Annotated in this window: 20 protein-coding genes; 16 read left to right on the top strand and 4 right to left on the bottom strand. The window is 67.6% G+C overall.

Going from position 1 to position 21,766, the window contains the following annotated elements; genetic code table 11:
- Window positions 1-50: 50 nt before the first annotated feature.
- The gene (locus tag FIV02_RS23045; protein WP_152489897.1) at window positions 51-677 is read right to left on the bottom strand and encodes a bifunctional 2-polyprenyl-6-hydroxyphenol methylase/3-demethylubiquinol 3-O-methyltransferase UbiG; all 627 of its coding nucleotides are present in this window, start codon (window positions 675-677) and stop codon (window positions 51-53) included.
- 355 nt (window positions 678-1,032) lie between these two features.
- On the opposite strand from FIV02_RS23045, the gene FIV02_RS23040 reads away from it, so the two are divergent.
- The 10 genes from FIV02_RS23040 to FIV02_RS22995 all read left to right on the top strand — a co-directional run bounded on the left by FIV02_RS23040 (window position 1,033) and on the right by FIV02_RS22995 (window position 13,440).
- Entirely contained in the window at window positions 1,033-2,274 is a 1,242-nt protein-coding gene (locus FIV02_RS23040) for an MFS transporter (protein ID WP_152489896.1), read from the top strand.
- Between the two features lie 190 nt (window positions 2,275-2,464).
- Window positions 2,465-2,839, top strand: a complete 375-nt coding sequence (locus FIV02_RS23035; RefSeq protein WP_152489895.1) for a hypothetical protein — start codon at window positions 2,465-2,467, stop codon at window positions 2,837-2,839.
- Between the two features lie 296 nt (window positions 2,840-3,135).
- On the top strand, window positions 3,136-3,699 hold the full coding sequence (locus tag FIV02_RS23030) for a hypothetical protein (RefSeq protein ID WP_152489894.1): 564 nt from the start codon (window positions 3,136-3,138) through the stop codon (window positions 3,697-3,699).
- A 385-nt stretch (window positions 3,700-4,084) separates the two neighbouring features.
- The gene (gene chrA, locus FIV02_RS23025) at window positions 4,085-5,419 is read left to right on the top strand and encodes a chromate efflux transporter (RefSeq protein WP_047585506.1); all 1,335 of its coding nucleotides are present in this window, start codon (window positions 4,085-4,087) and stop codon (window positions 5,417-5,419) included.
- A gap of 183 nt (window positions 5,420-5,602) precedes the next feature.
- Window positions 5,603-5,692, top strand: a complete 90-nt coding sequence (locus FIV02_RS23020) for a potassium ABC transporter ATPase (protein ID WP_037051350.1) — start codon at window positions 5,603-5,605, stop codon at window positions 5,690-5,692.
- A 10-nt stretch (window positions 5,693-5,702) separates the two neighbouring features.
- Entirely contained in the window at window positions 5,703-7,391 is a 1,689-nt protein-coding gene (kdpA, locus tag FIV02_RS23015) for a potassium-transporting ATPase subunit KdpA (RefSeq protein ID WP_152489893.1), read from the top strand.
- 13 nt (window positions 7,392-7,404) lie between these two features.
- On the top strand, window positions 7,405-9,477 hold the full coding sequence (kdpB, locus tag FIV02_RS23010) for a potassium-transporting ATPase subunit KdpB (protein ID WP_152489892.1): 2,073 nt from the start codon (window positions 7,405-7,407) through the stop codon (window positions 9,475-9,477).
- A 54-nt stretch (window positions 9,478-9,531) separates the two neighbouring features.
- Window positions 9,532-10,089, top strand: a complete 558-nt coding sequence (kdpC, locus tag FIV02_RS23005) for a potassium-transporting ATPase subunit KdpC (protein WP_152489891.1) — start codon at window positions 9,532-9,534, stop codon at window positions 10,087-10,089.
- A 10-nt stretch (window positions 10,090-10,099) separates the two neighbouring features.
- Window positions 10,100-12,751, top strand: coding sequence for a sensor histidine kinase KdpD (locus FIV02_RS23000; RefSeq protein ID WP_152489890.1), 2,652 nt, complete (start codon window positions 10,100-10,102; stop codon window positions 12,749-12,751).
- The gene (locus FIV02_RS22995) at window positions 12,751-13,440 is read left to right on the top strand and encodes a response regulator (RefSeq protein ID WP_150606974.1); all 690 of its coding nucleotides are present in this window, start codon (window positions 12,751-12,753) and stop codon (window positions 13,438-13,440) included. The genes FIV02_RS23000 and FIV02_RS22995 overlap by 1 nt, the downstream gene beginning before the upstream one ends.
- A gap of 45 nt (window positions 13,441-13,485) precedes the next feature.
- Here the strand turns inward: FIV02_RS22995 and xopAW are convergent, their stop codons facing one another.
- The 3 genes from xopAW to FIV02_RS22980 form a co-directional block, all read right to left on the bottom strand.
- On the bottom strand, window positions 13,486-14,208 hold the full coding sequence (xopAW, locus tag FIV02_RS22990; RefSeq protein ID WP_172979189.1) for a XopAW family type III secretion system calcium-binding effector: 723 nt from the start codon (window positions 14,206-14,208) through the stop codon (window positions 13,486-13,488).
- 91 nt (window positions 14,209-14,299) lie between these two features.
- The gene (locus FIV02_RS22985) at window positions 14,300-15,349 is read right to left on the bottom strand and encodes an ATP-binding protein (protein WP_152489888.1); all 1,050 of its coding nucleotides are present in this window, start codon (window positions 15,347-15,349) and stop codon (window positions 14,300-14,302) included.
- Window positions 15,346-16,104, bottom strand: coding sequence for a response regulator (locus FIV02_RS22980; protein WP_152489887.1), 759 nt, complete (start codon window positions 16,102-16,104; stop codon window positions 15,346-15,348). Before FIV02_RS22980 ends, FIV02_RS22985 begins: the two co-directional genes overlap by 4 nt.
- A gap of 255 nt (window positions 16,105-16,359) precedes the next feature.
- On the opposite strand from FIV02_RS22980, the gene FIV02_RS22975 reads away from it, so the two are divergent.
- The 6 genes from FIV02_RS22975 (at window position 16,360) to ssuB (ending at window position 21,747) form a co-directional block, all read left to right on the top strand.
- On the top strand, window positions 16,360-16,998 hold the full coding sequence (locus tag FIV02_RS22975; RefSeq protein ID WP_152489886.1) for a peroxiredoxin: 639 nt from the start codon (window positions 16,360-16,362) through the stop codon (window positions 16,996-16,998).
- 9 nt (window positions 16,999-17,007) lie between these two features.
- Complete coding sequence (ssuE, locus tag FIV02_RS22970; RefSeq protein ID WP_037051368.1) at window positions 17,008-17,601, top strand: NADPH-dependent FMN reductase; 594 nt, start codon at window positions 17,008-17,010, stop codon at window positions 17,599-17,601.
- 76 nt (window positions 17,602-17,677) lie between these two features.
- Window positions 17,678-18,640, top strand: a complete 963-nt coding sequence (locus FIV02_RS22965; protein ID WP_152489885.1) for a sulfonate ABC transporter substrate-binding protein — start codon at window positions 17,678-17,680, stop codon at window positions 18,638-18,640.
- Between the two features lie 57 nt (window positions 18,641-18,697).
- Window positions 18,698-19,846: an FMNH2-dependent alkanesulfonate monooxygenase gene (gene ssuD / locus FIV02_RS22960; RefSeq protein WP_152489884.1), complete on the top strand. Its 1,149-nt coding sequence runs from the start codon at window positions 18,698-18,700 to the stop codon at window positions 19,844-19,846.
- 309 nt (window positions 19,847-20,155) lie between these two features.
- Window positions 20,156-20,950, top strand: coding sequence for an aliphatic sulfonate ABC transporter permease SsuC (ssuC, locus tag FIV02_RS22955; RefSeq protein ID WP_152489883.1), 795 nt, complete (start codon window positions 20,156-20,158; stop codon window positions 20,948-20,950).
- Window positions 20,947-21,747: an aliphatic sulfonates ABC transporter ATP-binding protein gene (gene ssuB / locus FIV02_RS22950; protein WP_152489882.1), complete on the top strand. Its 801-nt coding sequence runs from the start codon at window positions 20,947-20,949 to the stop codon at window positions 21,745-21,747. The genes ssuC and ssuB overlap by 4 nt, the downstream gene beginning before the upstream one ends.
- The last annotated feature ends 19 nt before the right edge of the window (window positions 21,748-21,766 follow it).

Here is a 21,766-nt window from a genome sequence, read left to right as displayed (position 1 = left end):
AATGCACGGCGCGAATCCCTGCCCCATTGTGAGTCGCGGTCGGCCTGTGTTCAGCGGGCGCGCCAGACGCTGGCCAGCCAGGGTTGTTGCTCACGCGGCAGGCCGTCTGGACGGTAGTAGTGCTCCAGCTCGACGAAGCCGGCAGCGACGAGCCGTGCACGCCAGCGCTCCAGGTCGTGGTAGCTGCCGTAGCGCGGGCCGTTCCAGCCTTCCTGGTTGTCGCCGCGCGGGTTGGAGCTGAACAGCACGCCGCCGGTTTTCAGCGCCGCATGCAGTTGGCCGAGCACGCGCGGCAGCTCCTGGTCCGGCACATGGAACAGGCTGGCGTTGGCGAAGATACCGTCGAATTGCGCCTCGGGCAGGTCCAGGGCGAGGAAGTTCTGCTGCCACACCTCGCAGCCGCTGTCGGTGCGCGCCATCTCGACGAATTCGGCGCAGCCATCCAGGCCGACGGCCTGATGCCCGAGCGCGCTGAAGGTGCGCAGGTCGCGGCCGGGGCCGCAGCCGAGATCGAGGATGCGCCAGGGCCTCGGCGCCTCGATATGGCGCAGCAGGGCGGCGATGTTCTGGCTGACATCGTGGTCGCGGGTGCCCGCGCGGAAATCCTCGGCGCTGTCCTGATAGTGGCTCAGGGTCAGGGCGCTGATCTGGGCGAGTTCGTCGGGGGTGAGCGGCATGGCGAGGCTTCCGTAAAAACGTTCGGACAAGGCTACCAAAGTCGTTTGCCCTCTGCGCTTGCACGCTATTCCCAAGGAGCGGCTTCAGCCGCGATGAAACAGCTCGCCGCTAAAGCGCCTCCTACGGGTTTGTGGTCTGAACCATACCGCCCGCAACCGCTCGGAGCGTGGGAGGGGCTTCAGCCGCGACTGCACAAGATTCGTCGATCCGGCCCAAAATATTTCGGTTGCCATCTGCCTGTGGAGCAACCAGCGCAACAACCTGTTCACCGGTTTGCCCCATGGCAGGGCTTTGCCGTAGATTGGCCGGCTCACCTCGACCGGCACCGGCCGGTCATGCCTCGAGGTTTCCTCCGTGTCCGCTGCCCCAGTTTCCGTTTACCGGCTTCCCGGTTTCCTGCCCTTTCTCATCGCGCGCATCGTGGTGGTCTTCGCCGTGCAGATTCAGGCCATCGTGGTGGCCTGGCAGGTCTATGACCTGACGCGCGATCCCCTGTCGCTGGCCTATGTCGGCCTGGCCCAGTTCATCCCCATGCTGGTGCTGCTGATGCCGGCGGGCGACCTGATCGACCGTTACGACCGCAAGCTGATCCTCATGCTCAGCTGGCTGGTGGAGGCGCTGTGCGCGGGGGCGCTGCTCTGGCTGTCACTGAGCGAGGCGCCGGTCAGCTGGTACTACGCCGTGCTGGTGCTCTACGGCTGTGGCCGTGCCTTCACCGGGCCGGCGCTGTCGAGCCTGTTGCCGCAGATCGTGCCGCGCGAGCGCCTGGCGGCGGCCATCGCGGCCAACAGCATGATCATGCGCGGCGCGACCATCTCCGGTCCGGTGCTCGGCGGTGGCCTGTACGCCATCGGCGGCGGTGGCCTGACCTACTCGGTGTGCCTGCTGTGTTTCCTCGTTGGTACGGCGCTGCTGCCGCTGGTGCCGGTGCGCTATGCGGAGAAGATGCAGGCGCTGGAGTCGACCGCCTGGGCGCGCTTCACTGCGGGTATCCACTTCATCCGCACGCGGCCGATCATTCTCGGCACCATCTCGCTGGACCTGTTCGCCGTGCTGCTCGGCGGCGTGGTGGCGTTGCTGCCGATCTACGCCCAGGAGGTGCTGGAGGTCGGCCCCACGGGCCTGGGCCTGCTGCGCAGCGCCATGGCCATCGGCGAGGTGACCGTGGGCCTGTACCTGAGCATGAGGCCCTTCAACCGTCATGTCGGCCTGGTGATGTTCGGCGCGGTGGCGCTGTTCGGCCTGGCCAACCTGGTGTTCGCCCTGTCCAGCCTGTTCTGGCTGTCCTTCGCCGCGCTGATGGTGGCCGGCGGCGCGGACATGGTGAGCATGTACATTCGTTCCTCGCTGGTGCAGTTCTCCACGCCGGACGCCATGCGTGGCCGGGTCAACGCGGTGAACATGCTGTTCATCGGGTCTTCCAACGAGCTGGGCGAATTCCGCGCCGGTACCAGTGCCGCCTGGTTCGGCGTGGTGCCGGCGGCGTTGCTCGGTTGCGCCTGCACCCTGCTGGTGACCGGCGGCTGGATGCTCGGCTTCAAGAGCCTGCGCAAGGTCGACCGCTTCGAGGATGCGTCGCCGAGCAAGGCGGCCTGACGGCGTTCGGTCGCTGCCGCGATCCTGGTACGGGGCGGCACAGCCAGCACAAGGCCATTAGGTCATCTGTGTTATGGCTGGGCCGCCTGCCCGTCCTTATGCTCCTTGCTTACCGCCCTTGCGTGGCTGCTCGCGCGCAGCGCCGAGGCCCCGTGGGCGGTATGGACGGATCAAAACAAGGACATTCAGCATGAACAAGACAACCCTCATCGCCGCGGCGGCCCTCTCTCTGACCCTGCTGGCAGGCTGCAACGTTCGTACGCCGCTGGACTACGAGACCGGCGTGTACATCGCCCCGGAAACGCTGCAGCAGCTGAAAAGCTCCGGTGCCACTCAGGATGAGGTCGTCAAGCAGGTCGGTCACCCTAACTCCAAGTCCGAGCTGAGCGGCAAGGAAGTGTGGAAGTACGACTACAGCCTGATCACCGCGTTACCGGGTGCGTACAACAAGAACGAGTCGACCGTGTTCGAGTGGAGCAAGGCCGGCAAACTGCTCGACGCCTACAAGACCAACGGCGGGGCCGGCGCCAATGGCAACCCGCTGCTGAAGGCCGCCGGCAACTGAACCGGGGCCGGCACGCTGAGGAAAACGCCCGACCTGTCGTAATGCTGTTCCCAGGAGAGGTAGTCGGACGCGCCTAGTCCCCTCTCCCCCAGCCCCTCTCCCATGAATGGGAGAGGGGAGCCAAACGTGTGCACCTCAGATGAACAGCATTACCGAGCTGTCTGTCGGGCGTTTCCCGGTGTGCGGGCCGGTTGACCATCGTCCCCATTGTCTGTGGTCCCGGCCTGTGTAGAGTAGGGCGGGCCAGCCTGTCCCCGGGCTGGCAGGACGACTGACCTTCAGGGACGAAACGGCGCATGTCCACCGCTCGCAAGCTGCTCATCTACGCAACGCTGGTCTTCGGCACCTTCGCCTGTGCATTGGCGATCCGCCTGGCCTATCTGCACGCGCTCAACGAGCACCGCCTGAGCCTGGTGCCCGACGCGTTGCAGGTCACCTCCATCGTCTATGCCATGGAGGAGTCCTGGGGGTTCGGCCCAGGCGGCAACGAGACCGGGATTCTCGTCTATCGCCTGCCCGCAGCCACCGCGGCGCTCGCCGGTACGGGGCTGGGGTTCTTCGAAAACATGCCGGGCAACAGCGCCACTGCAGGGCGGCGCTGGCGCGGCTCCTACAGCGACTGGAAAGAAACGCCGATCGCTGCGGACGAGCGGCACTGGCCTGTGGACAGTCGCCAGCAGTCGCTGAGCAGCCTCGATTACCTCTGCCGTTACGGTTTCTGCATCGAGGTGGCCGCCGCGCTGATACGCGATGTCGACAGCCTTATCAACAGCCCGGGCAGCTATTACGCCTATGGTCGGATCGGCCTGATCGTCGTCAGCCCCGAGAAGCGCCTGGTGGTCTATCTGTACAACGGCTGACGCCTCCCGATTGCTTCACAGATTCTGTTGGCAGTCCTGTGGATAACCTTTGCAAAAGCCCTTCCTGCCTAGCATTCCCGCGGCCTGTCCGGAGCCGTTCAGTTTTTGCCCAGTGACGTCTTGTTGGCGTCATCGACAGGTCGCATCGTTCGATCAATCAATGACTTGCGTTGAGTTTCCCACAGCGGGGCAGGGGCGGGCCGCAGGCGCCCGGCTCATGCACAGAATCTGGGGAAAGCGCTGTGGATAAGATGCGGGAAAAGCGTTCCAGGCCAGGTGGTACAAGGGCTGCGGGAGGCTGGTCGTTTTTCGTGCGCTGTCGCTTCGCTGTCATGTTTCGCGGCTATAGTGGGCGGTCGGTTTTCGTCGTGCTGGAGCCTGCCCAATGTCCGATTCGCCAGAGCGTCCTGCCCCGGTCAGCCTGCTGCAGGCGTTGCGTTTCTGGCTGAAACTGGGGCTGATCAGCTTCGGCGGGCCGGCCGGGCAGATCTCGATCATGCACCAGGAGCTGGTGGAGAAGCGCCGCTGGTTGTCCGAGCGACGATTTCTGCATGCGCTGAACTACTGCATGCTGTTGCCCGGGCCGGAGGCGCAGCAACTGGCCACCTATATCGGCTGGCTGATGCACCGCAGCTGGGGCGGGGTGATCGCCGGCGTGCTGTTCGTGCTGCCATCGCTGCTGATCCTCATCGGCCTGTCCTGGGTCTATCTGGCCTATGGCGACGTGCCCCTGGTGGCGGGGCTCTTCTATGGCCTCAAGCCGGCGGTGACGGCCATCGTGGCGCAGGCGGCCTGGCGCATCGGCGGGCGGGTGCTGAGAAACGCCTGGCTGTGGGGCATCGCGCTGGCGGCCTTCGTCGCGATCTTCGCGTTGCAGCTGCCCTTTCCCCTGATCGTGCTGGCTGCCGCGCTGATCGGCTACCTCGGCGGGCGCCTGGCGCCGCAGCATTTCACCGGCGCGGCTGCGCATGGCGAGGTTGGCGCCGCCCCGGTGGCGGCGCTGATCGATGACGACACACGCCTGGCGCATACGCGTTTCCGGCCCGCTCGCCTGGGGCTGATCCTGCTGCTGGGCGCGTTGCTGTGGTTGCTGCCGATGGGCCTGCTGACCCTGGCGTTCGGCTGGCAGGGCACGCTGACGCAGATGGGCTGGTTCTTCACCAAGGCGGCGCTGCTGACCTTTGGCGGCGCCTACGCGGTGCTGCCCTATGTGTATCAGGGCGCCATCGAGCAGTATGGCTGGCTGACGCCCAGGCAGATGATCGACGGCCTGGCGCTCGGCGAGACCACGCCAGGGCCGCTGATCATGGTCGTCGCCTTCGTGGCCTTCGTCGGTGCCTACGGCCAGCCGCCGTTCGCGGGTGACTCGGCCTTCGCCAGTGGTGCTCTGGCGGCTGCATTGGTCACCTGGTTCACCTTTCTGCCGTCGTTCCTGTTCATCCTCGCCGGCGGGCCGCTGGTGGAGTCGACCCACGGCCGCTTGCAGTTCACCGCGCCGCTGACCGGCATCACCGCTGCGGTGGTCGGGGTCATCGTCAATCTGGCGCTGTTCTTCGCCTATCACGTGCTCTGGCCAGAGGGCTTCGGCGGGACCTTCGACTGGCTGTCGGCAGCGATCACGCTGGGCGCGGGTGTGGCGCTGCTGGGCTTGCGGCGCGGCGTGATCGAGACGCTGCTGGCCTGTGCGCTGCTGGGGCTGGCGGTGCAGTTGCTGGCCTGAGTGGCGGGCTTGCCAATACCTGACGGGTTGCGCGGCGCTTGAGCTGGCGCGCCGCCACGGGCCCGGTGCCGCTGCATCGATACGCTTTCTTTACGCCCCGCCAGCCGCCCGCCAATCGAATCTTTACGGTCGGCCTTCCGACAATGCTCGCGAGCGGACGTCCCGCATCGTGGAGCTTTGAACATGAACGCAATCGATGGTGTGTCGCTGATCCTGGTGATCGGCCTCTTCGCCTACCTGCTGGTGGCTCTGCTCACCGCCGGGCGCGGCTGAGGAGGTGGCCATGCACGACAACGACTGGCTGCTGCTGGCAGCTTTTTCCCTGCTGGTGCTGGCACCGGCGCCGTTTCTGGGGCGCTACTTCTATCGCGTGATGGAAGGCCAGCGCACCTGGCTGAGCCCTCTGCTGCAACCCCTGGAGCGCGCCTGTTATCGTGTCGCCGGCATCGACCCGCAGCAGGAGCAGGGCTGGCGCGGCTACAGCCTGGCACTGCTGGCCTTCACGCTGGTCTGCCTGCTGGTGCTGACCGGCATCCTGCTGTTGCAGGGCGCCTTGCCGCTCAATCCGCATCAGGTGGCCGGGATGAGCCTGCCGCTGGCCTTCAACACGGCGGTGAGCTTCGTCACCAACACCAACTGGCAGGCCTACAGCGGTGAGGCACAGCTCAGCTATTTCAGTCAGATGCTTGGCCTGGGGGTGCAGAACTTCGTCAGCCCGGCGGTGGGGCTGGCGGTGCTGGTGGTGCTGTGCCGGGGGTTGACGCGGCAGTCCAGCGACCGCCTGGGCAACTTCTGGGTCGACCTGACCCGCGCCGTGCTCTACGGCCTGCTGCCGCTGTGTCTGCTGCTGGCGTTGCTGCTGGTGTGGCAGGGCGTACCGCAGACCTTCAGCGACTACGTGGCGGCGACCACCCTGCAAGGCAGCGAGCAGACCCTGCCGATGGGGCCGGCGGCCAGCCAAATTGCCATCAAGCAGCTGGGCACCAACGGCGGCGGATTCTTCGGGGTCAACTCGGCGCACCCCTTCGAGAACCCCACGGCGCTGAGCAACCTGCTGGAGCTGGCGTCGATCCTGCTGGTCCCGGCAGCGCTGGTGTTCGCCTTCGGTCACTACGTGCGGGACCTGCGTCAGAGCCGGGCGATCCTGGCCAGCATGCTGTTGCTGTTCGCCATGGGGCTGGGCCTCTGTGCCTGGGCGGAGTTGCAGCCGAATCCGCTGCTGGCGGGGCTGCCCGTCGAGCAGGTGGGCTCACTGGAGGGCAAGGAAGCACGCTTCGGCAGCTTCGCTTCGGCGCTCTGGGCCGCCACCACCACGGCGGCCTCCAATGGCTCGGTGAACGCCATGCACGACAGCTTCAGCGCCCTCGGCGGGCTGGTGCCGCTGTTCAACATGGTGCTCGGCGAGATCATCTTCGGCGGCATCGGCGCCGGTCTCTACGGCATGCTGCTGTTTGTGCTGATCGCGGTGTTCCTCGCCGGCCTGATGATCGGTCGCACACCGGCCTACCTGGGCAAGCGGCTGGAGGCGCGCGAGGTGCGCCTGCTGGTCGCCACGCTGATGGTGATGCCGCTCGGCGTGCTGGTCTGCGTTGCCCTGGCGGTGAGCTTCGCCGGACCTGCGGCCTCCATCGGCAACCCCGGCCCGCACGGTTTCACCCAGGCGCTGTATGCCTATGGCTCGGCCACCGGCAACAACGGATCGGCCTTCGCCGGCTTCAGCGCCGACACCCCCTACCACGACCTCATGCTCGGCCTGGCCATGCTGCTCGGGCGCTTCGGCTACATCCTGCCGGTGCTGGCGATCTCTGGCAGCCTGGCGGCCAAGCGCACGGCCCCGCTGGGGCGGAACAGCTTCCCCACCCACGGCCCGCTGTTCGTCGTGTTGCTGACTCTGACCATCCTCCTGGTGGGTGGCCTGACTTTCATGCCGGCGTTGGCCCTGGGCCCGCTGGCCGAATACCTGGCACTGTGAAGGAGCGCCCGTGATGAATGTCCATGTATCGGCGCAAAGCAGCGCCAACCCGTCCAGCGGCAAGGTGCAGACCCACCTCGATGCGCTGTGGCGCCCGGCCCTCAGGCAGGCCTTCGTCAAGCTCGACCCGCGCCAGCTGGTGCGTTCACCGGTGATGCTGGTGGTCGAGCTGACGGCGCTGGTCACCAGCGTGCTGTGTTTCGTGCCTTCCGCTCAGCCCGGGGATGGCCAGGTAAGCACTGCCCTGGGCGTGCAGATCGCCCTGTGGCTGTGGTTCACCGTACTGTTCGCCAACTTCGCCGAAGCGCTGGCCGAGGGCCGTGGCAAGGCGCGTGCCGACAGCCTCAAATCCGCCGGCCAGGGACTGATGGCGCGCAAGCGGGTCGGTGCGCAGTTCCACTCGGTAGCGGCCGCCAGCCTGCGTATGGGCGATGTGGTGCGGGTCGAGGCCGGCGAGCTGATACCGGGCGACGGCGAGGTGATCGAAGGGATTGCGGCGGTCAACGAGGCGGCCATCACCGGTGAGTCCGCGCCGGTGATCCGTGAGTCCGGCGGGGACCGCTCGGCAGTCACCGGCAATACCCGCCTGGTGTCGGACTGGCTGCTGGTGAGGATCACCGCCAATCCTGGCGAGTCCACGCTCGACCGCATGATCGCCCTGGTCGAGGGCGCGCGCCGGCAGAAGACGCCCAATGAAGTCGCGCTGGATATCCTGCTGATCGGCCTGACCCTGATCTTCCTGCTGGTGGTGGCCACCCTGCAGCCCTTCGCCCGCTTCGCCGACGGCAACCTGCCGCTGATCTACCTTGCCGCGCTGCTGGTGACGCTGATCCCCACCACCATCGGCGGCCTGCTCTCGGCTATCGGTATCGCCGGCATGGATCGCCTGGTACGCCTGAACGTCATCGCCAAGTCGGGGCGCGCGGTCGAGGCGGCCGGCGACGTGCATACCCTGTTGCTGGACAAGACCGGCACCATCACCTTTGGCAACCGCCGCTGCAGCGCGCTGCTCCAGGCGCCCGGGGTCGCTGCGGCGGAGCTGGCCAGGGCGGCGCTGCTGGCGTCGCAGGGCGATGACACCCCGGAGGGCAAGTCGATCGTCGAGTACCTGGCGTCGCTGCAGCCGCTGGCGTTGCCCGCTCCTGATGGCATGAGGCTGATCGCCTTCAGCGCCGAGACACGCCTGTCGGGTGTCGACGTGGATGGCCTGGCCTATCGCAAGGGCGCGGTGGACGCCGTGCTGGCCTACCTCGGGCTGGGGCGTGACGGCATGCCGGCGGCACTGGCGAGCGAGGTGGAGAAGATTGCCAAGAGCGGCGGTACACCGCTGCTGGTGGCCGCTGACGGGCGACTGCTCGGCGCCATTCACCTCAAGGACGTGGTCAAGCCGGGTATCCGTGAGCGCTTCGCCGAACTGCGCGCCATGGGTATCCGCACCGTCATGGTGACGGGTGACAACCCGCTGACCGCTGCGGCCATCGCCGCCGAGGCGGGGGTAGACGACGTGATCGCCGAGGCGACGCCGCAGAAGAAGCTGGCGCGCATCCGCGCCGAGCAGGCCGAGGGCAAGCTGGTGGCGATGTGTGGCGATGGTGCCAACGATGCACCGGCTCTGGCCCAGGCCGATGTCGGACTGGCCATGAACGATGGGACTCAGGCCGCCCGCGAGGCCGCCAACCTGGTGGATCTGGACAGCGACCCGACCAAGTTGATCGACGTGGTGCAGGTCGGCAAGGAGCTGCTGGTGACGCGCGGTGCGTTGACCACCTTCTCGCTGGCCAACGATGTGGCGAAGTACTTCGCCATCCTGCCGGCGCTGTTCGCCGGTATCTATCCACAGCTCGGCGCACTCGACCTGATGCAGCTGCACAGCCCGCAAAGCGCGATTCTCTCAGCCATCGTGTTCAACGCCCTGATCATCGTCGGATTGATCCCGCTGGCGCTGCGCGGTGTGCGCATCCGGGCCCTGGATGCCGGCCAGCTGCTGCGGCGCAACCTGCTGATCTACGGCCTCGGCGGCCTGCTCGCCCCGTTCGTCGGCATCAAGCTGCTCGACCTGCTGCTGGTGGCGCTGGGCTGGGTGTAGTCCGCGCTCGATCTGCCCCGGAGCTGATCCGGGGCGACCTTCTGGAGAACCATCATGCTCGAACATATCCGCCCTGCCGTCGCCACCCTGGCGCTGATGACCCTGCTGACCGGCGTCGCCTACCCGCTTGCGGTCACTGCCATGGCGCACCTGACATTCCCCGACCAGGCTGCCGGCAGCCTGGTGCGAGACGAAACGGGGCAGGTGCGTGGCAGCCGCCTGATCGCCCAGGCTTTCGACGGCGATCAGTGGTTCCAGCCACGCCCCTCGGCGGGTGACTACGCCACCGTGGCCAGCGCCGCCAGCAACCTGGCGGCGAGCAATCCGCGCCTGTACGAGCGCGTCGAACGGCTCAGCGCCGGCCACGACGCTCAGGCGCCCGTGCCGATGCAACTGGTGACCACCTCGGCCAGCGGCCTCGACCCGCATCTGTCACCCGCGGCCGCTGCCTGGCAGGTGCCACGCATCGCGCAGGCGCGCAACCTGGCGCCAGAGTGGCTGTCGCAGCTGATCGAGGCGCACACCGAACGCCCGTTGTTTGGCCCTGCGGTGGTCAATGTGCTGGCCCTGAACCTGGCGCTGATCGACAATCCGCCCCTCAACGCCCGCTGATGATCCCGCCATGACTGACAGCCTGCGCGCCGAAGCGCTGCTTGCCGACCTGCCCCGCGAAGGCCGTGGGCGGCTCAAGGTATTTCTCGGTGCTGCGCCCGGCGTGGGCAAGACCTACGCCATGCTGCAGGCCGCCCATGCGCAGCTGCGCATGGGCGTGCCGTTGCGTGCGGGGGTGGTCGAAAGCCATGGTCGCAGCGACACCGAGGCCCTGCTGCTGGGCTTGCCGCAACAGCCGCCACGGCGCCTGCCCTACCGTGGCCTGGAAATCTGCGAGATGGACCTCGACGGTCTGCTGCTCGATCCGCCGAGGCTGGCACTGGTCGACGAGCTGGCGCACAGCAACGCCCCTGGCAGTCGTCACGCCAAGCGCTGGCAGGACGTGCAGGAGCTGCTCACGGCCGGCATCGACGTCTACACCACGGTCAACGTCCAGCACCTGGAGAGCCTCAACGACCGCATCCGCGACATCACCGGCGTGCAGGTGCGTGAAACCGTCCCGGACTGGGTGCTGCAGGAGGCCGACGAGATCCAGTTGATCGACCTGCCGCCGCGCGAGCTGCTGGAGCGTCTGCGCGACGGCAAGGTGTACATGCCCGAGCAGGCGCGGGCAGCCATCGACGCGTTCTTCTCTCCGACCAACCTGACCGCGCTGCGTGAGCTGGCCATGCAGACCGCTGCCGCACGGGTCGATGCCGATCTCGACCGGCGCTATCGCCAGCTTGGCCAGGCCGCGCCCAGCGTGCTTGGGCGCTTGCTGGTGGGGGTGGACGGCGATGGCGAGGCCGAGCGCCTGGTGCGTCACGCCTGCCGGGTGGCCGAGCGGCGTCATCTGCCCTGGTCGGTGGTGCACGTCAACAGCCGCCAGGCCATGGACGACGTGCAGCGTGGGCGGGTGCAGGCGGCCTTGAGCCTGGCCGAGCGCCTGGGGGGCGAGGTGGTGATCCTGCACGGCGAGTCGGTGGCGCGCACGCTGCTCGAGCATGCCCGCGAGCGGCGCGCCAGCCTGATTCTGGTTGGCAGCAGCGCACGGCGCCTGCGACGGCGCTGGTTCGGCCGTGGTGTTGGCGAGCGCCTGCTGGCGGCGGGGGCCGGACTGGAAGTGAGCGTGCTGGATGCCGAGGCGGGGCAGCCGCACGCCGGGCGTGGCCGGCAACCGGCGCCGCGCTGGCGCGACTATCTGCTGGCGCTGCTGGCGACCGCCGGTGCCACGCTGATCGCCCTCGGGCTGGCGCGGATACTGGAGTTGCCGAACATCTCGCTGGTGTTTCTCGCCGCCGTGCTGCTGGTGGCCGTACGCAGCAGCCTGGGGCCGGCGCTGCTGTGTTCGGGGCTGTCGTTTCTGGTCTACAACTTCCTGTTCATCCCGCCGACCCTGACCCTGCACATCCAGCGTCAGGAGGACGTGCTGACGCTGCTGTTCTTCCTGCTCATGGCCGGCCTGACCGGTAACCTGGCCAGCCGTCAGCGGCGCCAGGTGCAGGCGCTGCGCCACATGCAGGGTGAAACCACTGCACTGCTGGAGCTGTCGCGCAAGCTGACCGTCGCCGCTGACCGCCAGGCCGTGCTGGCGGTGGCCGAGCAGCAACTGGGCGGCTGGGCGGAGGTGCAACTGACGCTGCTGTCGCGCACGGCGCAGGGACCGTGGCAGCACGAGGGTGGCCTGCGCATCGAGCTGTCCGACGCCGAGCGCGCTGCCGCGGACTGGGCCTGGCAGCATGAGCAGCCCGCTGGTCTCGGCACCGACACCCTGCCGGGCAGCCGCTGGTGGTGGTGGCCGCTGTGCGGGGAGGAGGGCGCCTTGCTGCTGCTCGGCCTGCGGACAGCCGCCGGCACGCCGCTGACGGACACGCGCCGGCGGCTGGTCGCTGCGCTCGCTCAGCCGCTGGCACAGGCCCTGGCGCGCGCGCAGTTGGCCGAGGAGCTGGAAGCCGCGCGCCTGCATGGGCAGACCGAAGAGTTGCGCAGTGCCCTGCTGGCCTCGGTGTCGCACGACCTGCGTACGCCGCTGACGGCCATGCGCGGTTCCATCGACGCCCTGCTGGCGCTGGGCGACGCGATTCCCGCAGCGGATCGCTGCGAGCTGCTGGAAGGCACCCGTGATGAGGCCGAACGGCTCGACCGCTATATCCAGAACCTGCTCGACATGACCCGCCTGGGCCATGGCGGGCTCAAGCTGGCGCGTGACTGGGTGGCGCCCAGCGATATCGTCGCCAGCGCCCTGCAGCGCCTGCGCACGGTGCTTGCCCCGCTGCAGGTGCAGTGTGTGCTGCCGGCGGAGCCGCCGTTGCTGTACGTGCATGCGGCGCTGATCGAGCAGGCGCTGGTCAACGTGCTGGAGAACGCTGCGCGTTTCTCGCCGCCTGATGGGCGTCTGCGTGTGTCGCTGGAGTTCGATGAACAGGCGTTGCGTTTCGTCGTCGCCGATCAGGGGCCTGGCATTCCCGAGGCGGAGCGGGTGAAGATCTTCGACATGTTCTACACCGCCGCGCGCGGGGACCGTGGTGGCCAGGGCACGGGGCTGGGCCTGGCCATCTGCCAGGGCATGGTCGGTGCCCACGGTGGCCGCGTCAGCGTCGGCGACGGGCTGGATGGCCGTGGTGCCAGCCTCACCCTGCACCTGCCATTGACCGCGCAACCACAAGCCACCGAGGAAGATTGATGAGCCAGGGACCGAGCATTCTGCTGATCGACGATGAGGCGCAGATTCGCAAATTTCTGCGCATCGCCCTCAGTGCTCAGGGCTATCGGGTGCTGGAGGCCGCGAACGGCGAAGACGGTCTGGCCCAGGCGGCCTTGCAGAGCCCGGATGTGGTGGTGCTCGACCTTGGTTTGCCCGATCTCGACGGCCAGCAGGTCCTGCGCCGCCTGCGCGAATGGAGCCAGGTGCCGGTGCTGGTGCTGTCGGTGCGCGCCAGCGAGGGCGAGAAGGTGCTGGCGCTGGACGGCGGCGCCAACGACTACGTGAGCAAGCCCTTCGGTATTCAGGAGTTCCTGGCCCGTGTGCGCGTGCTGCTGCGCCAGGGGCAGGTACGCGAAGCGCTGCCGGCGAACATCGTCTGTGGCGGGCTGAACATCGACCTGGCCTATCGACGGGTCAGCGTGGAGGGCGGCGAAGTCGCCCTGACACCCAAGGAGTATGCGGTGCTCGCCCTGCTTGGCCAGCACCTCGGACGCGTGGTGACGCAGCAGCAGCTGCTGCGTGACATCTGGGGGCCGAGCCACGTTGGCGACAGCCACTACCTGCGCGTGGTGGTCGGTCATCTGCGGCAGAAGCTGGGTGACGATCCGGCCGCGCCCCGCTACCTGATCACCGAGGCGGGCGTGGGCTACCGCCTGAGGGGCGATTGAGCGGCGCTGGACGCCGCCGCCAGTGAGGCCAGCGGCGGCTCGCGCTCAGGCGCTGAGGCTGAGCTGGCTACCCAGGCTGCCGGCGTCGTTCTGGCTGCTCTGGTAGTGCTGCAGCAGCTTGCCGATCATCTCCGAGACCTGTGGTTCGAGCTCGGGCCTGGGTGGGCGCTGGGCGACGGCCTCGAGCAGGCTGTCCAGCGTCGCGTCGTCGCCTTCGCTACCCTGCGCCAGTTCGAATGACGGGCCGCCAGACGGCGGAGGGGGTGGCGCGAGTGCGCTCAGTTCGTCCAGGTCGAGGCCGCCGTCACCGTCGCTGTCCAGCTTGGCGAGCAGGGCACTGGTGTCCACTGCGCTGTCGTTGGCCAGTGCAGCGAGTTCGTCGGCATCGATGAGGCCGTCACCGTTGGCGTCGAGCTGGGCGAACATGTCCTCCGGGTTGGGCCCGCCCGGTGGCGGCGGAGGAGGCGGTGCGAGTGCGGCGATCTCGTCGCTGTCGAGGCTGCCATCGCCATTGCCATCGAGTTGGCTGAACAGCTCGTCGATGTCGATGCTCAGGCTGCTGTCGTTTTCCTGTGCGGCGCTGAGCACGCTGCTCAGTTCTTCCTTGGCGACGCTGCCGTCGCCGTCGCTGTCGAGCAGGCTGAACAGCTTTTCCTGCATGTTGGCCGGGCCTCCGGCGCAGCTTCCGCTGCTGGCGGTGCTGCGCTGGGTGCTGGCGTAAGTCGAGCTGTAGGCGTAGCCCGAGTAACTGCTGACACCACTGATCATGAGCGTTGCTCCCATGGTTGGCTGGCTGAAGAGGCTTCTTCAGCCATGGCAGGTTCAGGGGCGCTTATGTACGGGGTGTGTGGACTTTGTATCAGGCAGGACACGTGAGCGCGCGTGGCAGGCGCAGTATGGCCGTCAGGCCGCCACCGGGGGTTTCTTCCAGGTGGATGTCGCCGCCCTGGCGTTGCGCCGCCTCGCGGGCGATGGTCAGCCCCAGGCCCACGCCGCCGGAGTTGCGATTGCGCGAACCTTCCACGCGGTAGAACGCCTCGAACACGCTTTCCCGCAAGGCCGGCGCGATGCCCGGGCCGTAGTCGATGACGCGTACCTCGACCCACTCGGGGCCGTCGCGCAGTTCGATCTCGGCATGCTCGGCGTAGCGCAGGGCATTCTCCACCAGGTTGTTGATGCACGAGCGCAGTGCCACCGGGCGCGCCTGCAGGGGCGCGCACTGGCCCCGGACGCCGACATCCTCGCCGCGTTCGCAGGCGTCTTCGGCCAGCGCTTCGACCAGCGCCTGGATATCCAGGTTCTGCGCTTGCTCGGCGTTGTGCAGCTGGCGCAGGTAGCCGAGCGTGGCATCGAGCATCTCGGTCATCTCGGCCAGGTCCAGGGCCATGCGCTCGCGCACCTGCGTGTCGGGAATCTGTTCCAGGCGCAGTTTCAGGCGGGCCAGCGGCGTGCGCAGGTCATGCGACACCGCTGCCAGCATGCGCGTGCGCTGCTGCACCTGGCCGCGAATGCGCTGCTGCATCTGGTTGAAGGCCTGGGCGGCCTGGCGTGTCTCGCGAGGCCCGGCCAGTGGCAGCGGCGGGCTGTCGAGGTCGTCGGCCAGCTGTTCGGCTGCCTCGGCCAGGTGGCGGATCGGCCGGCTGAGCAGGCGCGCGCAGTACCAGGCCGCGAGCAGCAGGGTGATCAACTGAAAGCCGAAGACGATCAGCGGACCATCGAGTCGTGACGGGGGAGGGCCGGCCTCGGGCGGCGGCAGGCCGTCCAGCGCCATGTGCGGCGGAGGCGGGGGTGGAGGCGGGGGGGCGCCGTAACGGCCGAACCAGGCGAAGGCCAGTGCATGAGCCAGCACGATGGCGATCAGGAACACGCCGAGCAGGCGTGCGAACAGGCTGTCGGGGCGCGCCATCAGCGGATCTCGGCAACGTCGAGCAGGTAGCCTTCGCCGCGCACGGTCTTGATCAGGTTGGGGTTGCGCGAGTCGTCGCCGAGCTTCTGGCGCAGCCGTGAGACCAGCAGGTCGATGCTGCGGTCGAAGGCCTCGATGGCACGGCCACGGGCGGCGTCGAGCAATTGCTCACGGCTGAGCACCCGCCTCGGGCGCTCGAGGAAGGCCCAGAGCAGGCGGAATTCGGCGTTCGACAGGGGCACCACCAGCCCGCTTGGCGCCTGCAGCTGGCGTAGTACGCTGTGCAGCGTCCAGTCGGCGAAGCGCAGTTGCGACGGTGGCTCGTCCCGTGGTGTGTCACGGCCATCGCGCACCCGGCGCAGGATGCTCTGGATGCGCGCCACCAGTTCGCGCGGTTCGAACGGCTTGGCCATGTAATCGTCGGCACCCAGCTCCAGGCCGATGATGCGGTCGGCCGGTTCGCAGCGGGCGGTGAGCATGAGGATCGGGATATCGGACGTGGCGCGCAGCTCGCGGCACAGGCTCAGGCCATCTTCGCCGGGCAACATCAGGTCGAGAATCACCGCGTCGAAGTGCCCGCCGGCCAGGGCCAGGCGCATGGCCGCGCCATTGCCAACCGCCTCGCTGGCGATGTTGAAGCGCGTCAGGTAGCCGCCAAGCAGCTCGCGCAGCTCTTCGTTGTCGTCGACGAGCAGCACGCGCGTGGTACGGGATGTGGCTTCGGTCTGGGTCGTGTCATGCACCAGGGACGGCTCCATCGGCAACGGAAGATACCGGGGCGCCAACGCCCCGTGAGAGTCTCGGTGATCGGCGTATCCGGAACGTGTCGGTAATGTATCGGCGATGATACAAAGCCGCGCTGCGTTGCGCTGTCACACGGATCGACCGGTGATCGGCGAGGGTCTTTTTAAATTCCATAAAAGAATAAATAAATCATTATTTATTCTTTTTGTTTTGGTTTGTTCCTGGGCAATAGTGAGCGCCACAGCACGCCGCTACCAAGGAGCATCAGCATGAGCATTCGCCTGGGCGATATCGCCCCCGACTTCGAGCAGGATTCCAGCGCAGGCCGTATCCGCTTCCACCAGTGGCTGGGTGACAGCTGGGGCATCCTCTTTTCCCACCCGGCCGACTTCACCCCGGTGTGCACCACCGAGCTGGGCTTCACTGCCAAGCTCGAGGACGAATTCGCCAAGCGCGGCGTCAAGGCCATCGCCCTGTCGGTCGACCCGGTTGACTCGCACCTGAAGTGGATCGACGACATCAACGAGACGCAGCACACCACCGTCAACTTCCCGATCATCGCCGATGCCGACCGCAGGGTCGCCGACCTTTATGACCTGATTCACCCGAACGCCAGCGACACCCTGACGGTGCGCTCGCTGTTCGTGATCGACCCGGACAAGAAGGTGCGCCTGACCATCACCTACCCGGCCAGCACCGGGCGCAACTTTAACGAGATCCTGCGGGTGGTCGATTCGCTGCAGCTGACCGACACCTACAAGGTGGCCACTCCGGCCAACTGGCAGGACGGTGACGAGGTGGTGATCGTGCCGTCACTGAAGGACGAAGCCGAACTCAGGCAGCGCTTCCCGAAAGGTTACCGCGCGCTGAAGCCCTATCTGCGCCTGACCCCGCAACCGAATCGCTGAGGGCCGAGCATGCACGTCGTGTTGCTCTCCGGCAGCCCTGCGGCGCGTTCGCGCACCGAGGTGCTGCTGGATCATGTGCGCCAGCGTCTGCACGCGCAGCGGGTCGAGGTCACGCTGCTGCGGGTACGCGATTTTCCCGCCGAGGAGCTGTTGCATGCGCACTTCGACGGCCCGTCCGCCCGGCATCTGCAGGCGCTGGTGGCCAGTGCCGACGGCCTGGTGGTTGGCACGCCGGTGTACAAGGCGTCGTTCAGCGGCGCGTTGAAGGTGGTGCTGGACCTGCTGCCCGAGCGTGCCCTGGCGAACAAGGTGGTGCTGCCTCTGGCCAGTGGCGGCAGCCCGGCGCATCTACTGGCGGTGGATTACGCGCTCAAGCCGGTGCTGGCGGCGTTGAAGGCTCAGGAGATGCTCAGCGGCGTGTACGCCGTGGACCGACAGATCGCCTACCCGGAAGCGGGCCGGCCGGCGCAGATCGCCGATGAACTGCGCGAGCGCCTCGATGAGGCCCTGGATCAGCTGCAGGCAGCCCTGGCGCGACGGCCACAACCGCTTGACCCGAACCTGTTGAACGACCGGCTGGTGAATGCCCGCTGGAGCATCTGAATCACCCGCAACACCCCGCCTCACTCGCCCGCCAACGGGCAAGCAGGCCCACACTCAATCTGCAAAGGAGGTCGCCATGGGCGCCAACACTTTGCGTCGGAGTCTGGTCGCCCTGTTTGCCGCGACCCTGACCTTCGGCGCCATCCATGTACAGGCCGAGACGCTGCGTATCGGTTACCAGAAGTACGGCACCCTGGTGCTGCTCAAGTCCAGTGGTGCGCTGGAGAAACGCCTGGCCGAGCAGGGCGTCAGCGTGCAATGGACGGAGTTTCCCGCCGGGCCGCAACTGCTCGAAGGGCTGAACGTGGGCTCCATCGACTTCGGCACCACGGGCGAAACCCCACCGGTATTCGCCCAGGCCGCTGGTGCCGACCTGCTCTACGTCGCGTTCGAGCCGCCGGCTCCGCACAGCGAGGCGATTCTCGTGCGGCAGGATTCTCCGATCGTGACGGTGGCCGACCTCAAGGGCAGGAAAGTCGCCCTGAACAAGGGCTCCAACGTGCACTACCTGCTGGTGCGTGCGCTGCAGGAGGCCGGCCTGAGCATCCACGACATCACCCCGGTGTACCTGTCCCCTGCCGATGCCCGGGCAGCCTTCGAGCGCGGCAGCGTCGACGCCTGGGTGATCTGGGATCCCTTCCAGGCCGCCGCCGAACAGCAACTGCAGGCGCGTGCGCTGCGCGATGGCAGTGGCCTGGTGGACAACCACCAGTTCTACCTGGCGACCCGTGGTTTCGCCACAAAGCACCCGCAGGTACTCAGCGTCCTGGTCGAGGAGATTCGCGGCGTGGGTGGCTGGGTCCAGGACCACCCCGAGGAGGCGACCCGGCAGGTCGCGCCGCTGATCGGCCTGCCGTCGGAAATTACCCGCCAGGCTGTCGAGCGCCAGGGCTACGGGGCGCGGTTCATCACGCCGCAGGTGGTCGAGGCGCAGCAGAAGATCGCCGACACCTTCACCGAGCTGAAGCTGATTCCCGGGCCACTGAACATCAGGTCGGTGATCTGGAATCCACCCGCCAAGGTGGTCCAGGCCCGCTAGGCCCGCCGCCCGGACTGCATCCGGGCTACGACGACTTCCCTACAAGGAGACCATTGCATGAGCCTCGATATCTTCTGGTTCCTGCCTACCCATGGTGACGGCAAGTACCTGGGCACCGCCGAAGGTGCCCGTGCCGTCGATCACGGCTACCTCAGCCAGATTGCCCAGGCGGCCGATCGCCTCGGCTATGGCGGCGTGCTGATTCCCACCGGGCGTTCCTGCGAGGACTCCTGGCTGGTGGCGGCATCCCTGATACCGCTCACGCAGCGACTGAAATTTCTCGTTGCGCTGCGCCCCGGGATCATCTCGCCCACCGTGGCGGCACGGCAGGCGGCGACCCTGGATCGCCTGTCGAACGGTCGTGCACTGTTCAACCTGGTGACCGGCGGCGACCCGGACGAGCTGGCTGGAGACGGCCTGCACCTGTCGCACGCCGAGCGCTACCAGGCGGCTGTCGAGTTCACCCGCATCTGGCGCCGTGTGCTGGAGGGTGAAAACGTCGACTACGACGGCGCCCATATCCAGGTCTCGGGCGCCAGGTTGCTCTACCCGCCGCTGCAGCAGCCGCGCCCGCCACTGTACTTCGGCGGCTCTTCCGATGCCGCGCAGGAGCTGGCTGCCGAGCAGGTCGAGCTGTACCTGACCTGGGGCGAGCCGCCGGCGGCCGTGGCCGAGAAGATCGCCCAGGTGCGTGCGAAGGCAGCTGCCCACGGACGCGAGGTGCGTTTCGGCATTCGTCTGCACGTGATCGTGCGCGAGACCAGCGCAGAAGCCTGGGCGGCGGCGGAGCGCCTGATCAGCCATCTGGACCAGGACACCATCGACCGTGCCCAGGCCTCGCTGGCGCGCTTCGACTCGGTGGGCCAGCAGCGCATGGCCGCGCTGCATGGTGGCAGTCGCGACAACCTGGAGGTCTCGCCCAATCTCTGGGCCGGGGTCGGCCTGGTGCGCGGCGGCGCCGGCACTGCCCTGGTCGGCGATGGCCCGACCGTCGCGGCAAGAGTCAAGGAGTACGCCGCGCTGGGCATCGACACCTTCATCTTCTCCGGCTACCCGCATCTGGAGGAGTCGTACCGGGTGGCCGAGCTGCTCTTTCCGCATCTGGACGTGGCCCGGCCAGAGCGTCCGGAAAGCCGCGGTTACGTCAGCCCGTTCGGCGAAATGATCTCCAGCGACATCCTGCCGAAGGCCGCTTCGGCGAGCTGAGGGTGGCGCAGGCACAGGGTTTCCCGGGTTGCATCCGGAGTACATCGACCCTCTCTCCCAACCCCCGCTTTGCGTCCCAGGCCTTCGCAGCGTTCAGGGCGCTTCAGCGGGCGAAGCGGTGCTTCGCTCTTTCCGCTTACGCCCTGCAAGCGGGAGAGGGGAGCCGAGCCGTGCTCCAGCCGAACCAGCGGCGCCGATCAGCCCCCTCTCCCATTCATGGGAGAGGGTTGGGGAGAGGGCGCTTTTTGATCCCGTAGCCCGGATGCAATCCGGGGAATACAGAGGCTACACAAGTTCTCGAGGCACAAAATGAGCAACACGACCCTTCACAAACTGGCCCTGCGCGCCGCGCCCTGGGCCCTGCCGCTGGCGCTGCTGGCGGCCTGGCAGCTGGCGGCCGGCAACGGCCTGCTATCCAGCCGCATCCTGCCGGCCCCTCGGGCCGTGCTGGAGGCCGGCTGGCAACTGCTGGTTAGCGGCGAGATCTGGCGCCATCTGGCCGTGAGCGGCCAGCGCGCGGCCAGCGGCTTCCTCATCGGCGGTGCGATCGGCCTGCTGCTGGGCTTCGTCACCGGCCTGTCGCAATGGGGCGAGCGCTTTCTCGACAGTTCGGTGCAGATGATCCGCAACGTGCCGCACCTGGCGCTGATTCCGCTGGTGATCCTCTGGTTCGGCATCGACGAGGCGGCCAAGATCTTCCTGGTCGCGCTGGGCACGCTGTTTCCCATCTACCTGAATACCTACCACGGGATCCGCAACGTCGACCCGGCGCTGGTGGAAATGGCGCGCAGCTACGGCCTGTCCGGTTTCGCCCTGTTCCGCCAGGTGATCCTGCCTGGCGCGCTGCCGGCGATCCTGGTCGGCGTGCGCTTCGCCCTCGGCTTCATGTGGCTGACGCTGATTGTCGCGGAAACCATCTCGGCCAATAGCGGCATCGGTTACCTGGCGATGAATGCCCGCGAGTTCCTGCAGACCGATGTGGTGGTGCTGGCGATCCTGCTCTATGCGGTGCTCGGCAAGCTGGCCGACGTCGCCGCGCGTGGTCTCGAGCGCGTGTGGCTGCGCTGGCATCCGGCCTATCAGGCCAAGGCAGGTGGTCAATGACGGCGCTGCATGCCATTCGCCAGGGTATTGCCCTCGCCATCGAGCGGATCGAGAAATCCTTCAGCGGGCGTCAGGTACTCAAGGACATCGACCTGCAGATTCCCGCTGGCCAGTTCGTTGCGGTGGTCGGCCGCAGTGGCTGTGGCAAGAGCACGCTGCTGCGCCTGCTGGCGGGGCTGGAGCGGCCCGGCGCTGGCCAGCTGCGGGCCGACGGAGGCGCGCTCGACGCGCTGCGCCAGGATGTTCGCCTGATGTTTCAGGACGCGCGTCTGCTGCCCTGGAAGCGGGTGATCGACAACGTCGGCCTGGGCCTCTCCGGTCCCTGGCGCGAGCAGGCCGAGGCGGCGCTGGCGGCGGTCGGCCTGGCCGATCGCGGCAATGAATGGCCGGCGGCGCTGTCCGGCGGGCAGAAGCAGCGCGTGGCCCTGGCGCGGGCGCTGATCCATCGTCCCCGTCTGCTGCTGCTCGACGAGCCGCTCGGTGCGCTGGATGCACTGACCCGCATCGAGATGCAGCGCCTGATCGAGCGTCTGTGGCAGCAGCACGGCTTCACCGTGCTGCTGGTGACCCATGACGTCGCCGAGGCCGTGGCGATGGCGGATCGGGTGATCCTGATCGAGGACGGCCGGATCGGCCTCGATCTCGACGTGCAACTGGCCCGCCCGCGTCTGCATGGCTCGCCGCAGCTGGCGGCGCTGGAGGCACAGGTGCTCGAGCGTGTGCTGGCGCTACCGGAGTTGCCGGTGCCGGCGCCGCCCCTTTCACCCCTGCCCACGCAACTGCGCTGGGCGCTTTAAGGCCGTAGCCCGGATGCAA

Origin of the sequence: Pseudomonas sp. THAF187a (assembly GCF_009363395.1) — a bacterium.
Taxonomy (GTDB): Bacteria; Pseudomonadota; Gammaproteobacteria; order Pseudomonadales; family Pseudomonadaceae; genus Aquipseudomonas; species Aquipseudomonas khazarica.
The sequence above is the reverse complement of the archived record's forward strand: the minus strand, read 5'-3'. Positions and strand labels throughout refer to the sequence as shown.

Coding starts and splice junctions, on each gene's coding strand:
- FIV02_RS23045 (WP_152489897.1), bottom strand. CDS start 677: ATGCCGCTCACCCCCGACGAACTCGCCCAGATCAGCGCCCTGACCCTG.
- FIV02_RS23035 (WP_152489895.1), top strand. CDS start 2,465: ATGAACAAGACAACCCTCATCGCCGCGGCGGCCCTCTCTCTGACCCTG.
- FIV02_RS23030 (WP_152489894.1), top strand. CDS start 3,136: ATGTCCACCGCTCGCAAGCTGCTCATCTACGCAACGCTGGTCTTCGGC.
- chrA (WP_047585506.1), top strand. CDS start 4,085: ATGTCCGATTCGCCAGAGCGTCCTGCCCCGGTCAGCCTGCTGCAGGCG.
- FIV02_RS23020 (WP_037051350.1), top strand. CDS start 5,603: ATGAACGCAATCGATGGTGTGTCGCTGATCCTGGTGATCGGCCTCTTC.
- kdpA (WP_152489893.1), top strand. CDS start 5,703: ATGCACGACAACGACTGGCTGCTGCTGGCAGCTTTTTCCCTGCTGGTG.
- kdpB (WP_152489892.1), top strand. CDS start 7,405: ATGAATGTCCATGTATCGGCGCAAAGCAGCGCCAACCCGTCCAGCGGC.
- kdpC (WP_152489891.1), top strand. CDS start 9,532: ATGCTCGAACATATCCGCCCTGCCGTCGCCACCCTGGCGCTGATGACC.
- FIV02_RS23000 (WP_152489890.1), top strand. CDS start 10,100: ATGACTGACAGCCTGCGCGCCGAAGCGCTGCTTGCCGACCTGCCCCGC.
- FIV02_RS22995 (WP_150606974.1), top strand. CDS start 12,751: ATGAGCCAGGGACCGAGCATTCTGCTGATCGACGATGAGGCGCAGATT.
- xopAW (WP_172979189.1), bottom strand. CDS start 14,208: ATGATCAGTGGTGTCAGCAGTTACTCGGGCTACGCCTACAGCTCGACT.
- FIV02_RS22980 (WP_152489887.1), bottom strand. CDS start 16,104: ATGGAGCCGTCCCTGGTGCATGACACGACCCAGACCGAAGCCACATCC.
- FIV02_RS22975 (WP_152489886.1), top strand. CDS start 16,360: ATGAGCATTCGCCTGGGCGATATCGCCCCCGACTTCGAGCAGGATTCC.
- ssuE (WP_037051368.1), top strand. CDS start 17,008: ATGCACGTCGTGTTGCTCTCCGGCAGCCCTGCGGCGCGTTCGCGCACC.
- FIV02_RS22965 (WP_152489885.1), top strand. CDS start 17,678: ATGGGCGCCAACACTTTGCGTCGGAGTCTGGTCGCCCTGTTTGCCGCG.
- ssuD (WP_152489884.1), top strand. CDS start 18,698: ATGAGCCTCGATATCTTCTGGTTCCTGCCTACCCATGGTGACGGCAAG.
- ssuC (WP_152489883.1), top strand. CDS start 20,156: ATGAGCAACACGACCCTTCACAAACTGGCCCTGCGCGCCGCGCCCTGG.
- ssuB (WP_152489882.1), top strand. CDS start 20,947: ATGACGGCGCTGCATGCCATTCGCCAGGGTATTGCCCTCGCCATCGAG.